General features: G+C 38.8%; 4 protein-coding genes. 2 read left to right on the top strand and 2 right to left on the bottom strand.

Features of this window, described 5'->3' with window-relative positions; genetic code table 11:
- Window positions 1–202 precede the first annotated feature (202 nt).
- Together L2735_RS19675 and L2735_RS19670 are read right to left on the bottom strand one after the other, a co-directional pair.
- A complete protein-coding gene (locus L2735_RS19675; protein ID WP_248986285.1) occupies window positions 203–886 on the bottom strand; it encodes a Crp/Fnr family transcriptional regulator in 684 nt (227 codons plus the stop codon).
- Window positions 887–914: 28 nt separating this feature from the next.
- Complete coding sequence (locus L2735_RS19670) at window positions 915–1,349, bottom strand: DUF3069 domain-containing protein (RefSeq protein WP_248986284.1); 435 nt, start codon at window positions 1,347–1,349, stop codon at window positions 915–917.
- A 695-nt stretch (window positions 1,350–2,044) separates the two neighbouring features.
- Here L2735_RS19670 and L2735_RS19665 point away from each other — a divergent pair.
- On the top strand, window positions 2,045–3,925 hold the full coding sequence (locus L2735_RS19665; RefSeq protein ID WP_248986283.1) for a GGDEF domain-containing protein: 1,881 nt from the start codon (window positions 2,045–2,047) through the stop codon (window positions 3,923–3,925).
- 475 nt (window positions 3,926–4,400) lie between these two features.
- The gene (gene queG / locus L2735_RS19660) at window positions 4,401–5,546 is read left to right on the top strand and encodes a tRNA epoxyqueuosine(34) reductase QueG (protein WP_248986286.1); all 1,146 of its coding nucleotides are present in this window, start codon (window positions 4,401–4,403) and stop codon (window positions 5,544–5,546) included.
- The last annotated feature ends 473 nt before the right edge of the window (window positions 5,547–6,019 follow it).

Here is a 6,019-nt window from a genome sequence, read left to right as displayed (position 1 = left end):
ATATTGTTGTGGACTAGGCTCTCGAAGCATGATGATAAACTTGGTTATTATCTGTACTTCTATTAGATCAAAGCCCTAGACGAATGTCGAGGGCTTTGTCAGCAGTCTGAGCCTAGCAATTGCTAGGCTTTTTATTGAGCTTGTAGTGAGGATGACTTTAATACCATATAGTTCAGGATTAAATGAGTCATATAGCGCTGATTTACATGACGACTTTATCTTCTAACGCCTTACACATGCCCGCGTAATCTGTAATGATCATTTTGCCTCTAACTAATTCAATGAACCCTTGCTGTGCAAACTTGTTAAGTATTTCATTCACTCGAGGACGACTCACATTGGCAATTTCACTGAGCTGCTGCTGAGTAATTTTAATTTCGATTCTCGGTGAGTCAGTGAGCTTTTTACTGCGAGCAAGCTCCAATAAGAAGAAATTAATCCGCTCTTCTATACCGTAAAAAGATAAATGCATACCTTGGACAAGCTTAGGGCTATTGGTTCGCATGATGCTATAAAACAACTTATATACTTCACCATTCGTTTCAGCCAGGGTGTTTAAATCTTTCTTAGGAAAAAACAAACTTTTTAGTGGTTCAAGCTCACATGTGTACAAGTTGATTTTTGGATAAATTTCAATCGCAACTGCGCCAACCCACATTTGTTTACCAAAAATAAAGCTGGCAAGTGGGCGATTATCAAGGCTGGTCGTCGCAAATGTGCCGAGACCTTGTACGCAATACAATAAGCCACGCTGATGGTCACCATCAATTAGAGTTGAATATTTATCAATACCATCTATCTCAATTGCGACATCTAAGATGTCAGCTTTTGTTCGTTCGCTTAATTCGCAAGGCCAGATGATTTGATTCGTTAATATTGACGTCATTGGGTTTCCAAACATTTGCTACAACAAATTATGCTGACATAACTTGTTTAAAACTATTCAACATCGAACGATCCGTTCGGGCTTTTTTCAATTTTTTAATACTTTCTTTCAGTGATTGCTCAGCTAAACGACCGAATACACCATCGTATTCCTTCTCATCAATAGCTTCGTCTGAGTCTGCATCATCTGCAATTTCTTGGGCAACACGGCTTAATTGCATCCACGCATTGGCAATATAGAAACCATGAAACTCTGCTTGTGGCATCAGTTTTTGTGCACTAGCAGGCATGGCTTGCCAGCTTTTAAGAAATAACCCAGCATTATCTTCAATTAACTCTTTAAATAAGCCTTCATAAGCTTCAAGTAATGTCTCTGGTAATTTATCCATTGGCAGTACTTTATTGGCTACGTTAAAAGACACTTGCTTAGCTACTGCTCTATACTCTTCAGTCACATGATTCATTCTATGTTTCTCTCTATATTTTAAAGTACCGTTGGATTTCAATCACTCTTAAGCGAATTGGCAACCTATCCACCAGTAAAGGCGCCTACCTTAATGCCTTCACTCGATCCAGTAAAGCAACAAGTAATGTCGCGGTCTCTTTTAGAACATTACAAACCTGCCGCCCATTCTGACTTTAAACCCAGTAAATATAGCTTGAATCATCTTTTCATCAGCTCAATGAGCCTAATCTTGTAAATGCGTGTTGAACAAACCTGTTGCTATACACCTCGCCCTTACAAGTAGTGACTCATAGCGCTTAGTTTAACAGCGACTCATTTCTTCAAGCGCTGAACTCTAAATGACTATTTGCAGTAATGATGATTAATTCATAGTGATAAAACACCTGCGAACACAGCACATTTGATTTGATTTGAATAAATAAGATGAATTCATTTCAGATTTACTTCAAAACAGAAATTGAAATAAAAGATTATCAAAGTGATTAAACACATGGCTAGTACATTTATTTAAAAATACCTATGCATCATCAATAAGGTTATTCAAGTAACAATAAACCACTAATTTAATTTAAATAAATATCTAAAAAATTACATTAAATCTACTTTGCAGCTATAATTGAACGAACTTGATTGTCTGCCATAATATAAGTTAGGCATGTAAACTCACATGAGACATATTCAATTAAAATTCTATTGCACTTTGTATTAGCTATATTCTTTTTTCTGTCAACTTTTGCCACACAAGCGGATGCTAACGGCAATCAAAATGACCAGAATAACCAACAAAGAATCGATCAATTATTTGATATATTCAATGAGGGTGAAGAAGGCGATCTTAAAAAACTCGCAGCATATTTAATCGAGCTAGAAACTCTCATTCCTCCAGAAGATATTAAGCAACAAGAAAAACTCATCCCACTTCAATGCTGGTACCACCCTTCAGAAACGTCAGAAGAATTTAAACAAGCGATTAAACACGCCGAAGACTTAATGCAATTGCATCAAAAGAGCTCTCCATCTGCACTTCATGCAGACTTATTACTTTGCCGCGCTTCTCACTACCAGTTTTCAGGAAATCCACAACAAGCTAGATTAGATTACGATGTCGCGATTCAAGAAGCCTATCAAATCGAAAACCTTCGCTTAATTGCTGATGGGAGAAGCATGCGAGGCGCTATGCTCTCTTATGAGGGGGATTATACTGGCGCACTTGAAGATCTTATTCCTGCACAGTCTATATATGAACAACTCAATTTAGATTACTGGGCAAGAGTTAATTTAAGTGAAATCGCCAATAGTTATCGCCGCTTTGGCGACCCACTGATGGCGCTAAATTATCAACAGAAACTTGAGCAAGCCTACCTTGAAAATAACCAAGATATGGACGCCATATACGTTAATACGCAAATTGGCTATTCCTACGAAGAACTCGGTAAAAACGAATTAGCGCTGGAACGGTTTAAAAAAAGCTATGACTACTGGCTCGAAAAAGACAAATCGATTCAAACAGCGGGTGCTGCTGTTGATATTGCCGGTATTCAACTAAAACTCGGACAAATCGATGAAGCCATTGAAATTTTGGATAATGCTGAAAAAACGATCACAATAGAACTAGATGGCTTATTTAGCTTTATGAAGCTATTTCGAGCGCAAGCGGCATTACTAAAACAGCAGCCTGAAGAAGCGTTAGATTATGCTACTGAAGCTGAAATGGGATTTGATGTGAGTAACAATGAACGAGGACTGAGCCAAGTTTATACTTTGAGAAATAAAACTTATGTATTTTTAGAAGATTACCAATCTGCTCATAGTGCCCTAACAGATTATCTAGCCTTGCATCATAAGCTTGACCAGAAAAGTCTAAGTAGCCGTAACAGTGAAATGCGAGCACGATTTAATACCGATAAAATCGAATCAGAGAATCAAACATTACAAGCGTTACAGCGTATTAAAGAACAAGAATTAAAAACATTAGAAAAAAATAAAGAGTTGCAGCAAGTCATTATAGTTTTAGTGGCAATTATATTAATCATCATGACCTTATACGCAGCCAAACAAGTTAAAAGAAAGCAGCTGTTTAAGAACCTAGCACTTACTGATGAGTTGACGCAATTAGCCAATCGTCGTCACACTTATAACTTGGCAAAGAGTTATATTGAACAAGCACGTAAAGATAATACAAGTTTTTCATTAATCTCCTTCGATGCCGATCATTTTAAGAAAGTAAACGATACCTTAGGCCACGATATTGGCGACAAGGTGTTGGTTCAACTTGCAGAAGTATCGCGCAACTTAATGCGTAGCTCAGATACTGTAGGTCGAGTTGGCGGTGAAGAGTTTTTAGTTTTATTGCCAGGTGCTAATAAGCAGCAAGCGCAAGAAATCGCCGAGAGATTGGTCAGTAAAATAGCCAATGCGAATTGGCAAGAAATAGCGCCTGAGCTTAAACAAACCATTAGTGCTGGTGTTAGCCAGTTTGCTAATGACAGTCATTTAGAAGCATTACTATTACGTGTCGATAATGCCCTTTACCAAGCAAAATCTGCAGGACGAAATTGTGTTAAGGCGGTATAAATAACCTTGCAAAAACGAACCTATTGCAACGATGATTATAGCTATCTCATACGGGAATTTTTGTTAGTATTAGTGCTTATTGGACAAATACATTTAAACGCCTCAGCTAATACGATACAGAACCTTGCAGCCGATGAATTATTCAGTCAATTTGATAGCGTTCAATTGACGGGTTCCTTATATATTGACCAAAAATTATTAGAGCTTAAAGCACTGATTGCAAAAACGGCCTAATCTATCTTGGATGAAGTGAGCCTAACCGACTTAATTAACAAGTCAGACTTAGCGTTATATCGCGCTAAAAATCAAGGGCGTAATCAAGTGGTTTACTTTCATGATGATGCTTAAGCCGTTAACGAGTATAATGATGATTGGAAATTCTAAAGAACTGTAACCGCCTCACATGCCAGACTCTCAATCTAATGCTCAAATTCCCCTCAAAGAATCAACAACTGATTCGAGTTTAAGTCGTGAAATGACATTCCAAGAAATGTCGGAATTGTCACGTCAAATTAAACTATGGGCGCAAGAGTTAGGCTTTTCACAGCTAGGCATTACAGATACCGATCTTACCGCTGAAGAACCTAAACTTCAGCAATGGCTCGATAATGGTTATCACGGTGAAATGAGCTATATGGCGAATCACGGCATGATGCGTGCGCGCCCCCATGAGCTTCATCCTGGTACCGTACGAGTCTTAAGTGCCAGAATGGACTATTTGCCGCCACAGGCCGGTTTTGCCGCCAATCTCGCCGATCCTAACTTAGGTTATATTTCCCGATATGCTGGCGGGCGTGATTATCATAAATTAATTCGTAAACAGCTTAAGAAGCTTGGCGATAAAGTCGTCGAGCATTGTGACTCTTTGGGGATCACTGGCGTTGATTTTCGACCTTTCGTAGATTCAGCCCCCGTTCTTGAAAGACCATTAGCTGAAAAAGCAGGCTTAGGCTGGACAGGCAAACACTCACTTTTATTAAATCCAGATGCCGGCAGTTGGTTCTTTTTAGGTGAAGTCCTGATTAACATTCCGCTGCCGATAGATATCCCTATTACCCAAAGCTGTAATACATGCGTTGCCTGTATAAAATCATGCCCAACAAACGCAATACTTGAAGACAATATCGTGGATGGCCGCCGTTGTATTTCCTATTTAACGATTGAGCTGCAAGGAGCTATTCCTGTTGAGTTTCGCCAAGCTATTGGCAATCGAATTTATGGATGTGATGACTGCCAACTCGTGTGCCCAGTCAATGCAAAAGCACCGTTAACAGAGCAAACAGATTTTCATACCCGCAGCCAACTCATTCAACCTGAGCTATTAACGCTATTTGCTTGGAATGAAAAACAATTTCTATCACTCACGGAGGGTAGCCCCATAAGGCGTATTGGTCATAAAAACTGGCTAAGAAATATCGCAGTGGCATTAGGAAATGCACCATTTAATGAAGAGATTATACTAGCGTTACAATCTAAAAAAACCTCCGATGAAGTGGATGAAATGGTAACGGAGCATATAGATTGGGCTATCGCTCAGCAGCAAGCAAATACTGAATTTCTTAGCCGTAAAACCCAACGAGTAGTCAGAGCAATTGAGAAAGGTTTACCAAGAGACGCTTAGCTCTATTTAGCTCAAGTGATAAGTTTATTTGTATTTATAGCTGTAACCTATAACTGTAGTAGCTCATATCGACCATACAGTTTTGGTAAATAGGTCTATATTTCATCTGACAGATACTAGGGCCTATTGATCTTTACTGGTTAAATTTTGTTCGAGATAAAAGTGTTTTAATTGAGGCGGATGGATTGATGCCTAGTCATCTAAGCACTTCTTATTTAAAAAGATGCATCCAACAAAGAGTAAAACACTTTTAGTCGAACCCTTTGGTCAGCGTTTGTTGGCCATTTTTACTGCATTATCGACTTTTTATGTAGAATAACTACACCACAAAGTCTCTGCCTTGTATAAATGGCCAACAATTTGCTGCAAAAACAACCTTGAAAGATCAACGATGGAATGGTCTCCTCCTCTTATCGGCATCACAATGTGCCAAACTTAGGTTGAAACGTTAAGTTAACAGAGCGAGGAGACCA

Origin of the sequence: Shewanella olleyana (assembly GCF_023283825.1) — a bacterium.
Classification (GTDB): domain Bacteria; phylum Pseudomonadota; class Gammaproteobacteria; order Enterobacterales; family Shewanellaceae; genus Shewanella; species Shewanella olleyana.
The sequence above is the reverse complement of the archived record's forward strand: the minus strand, read 5'-3'. Positions and strand labels throughout refer to the sequence as shown.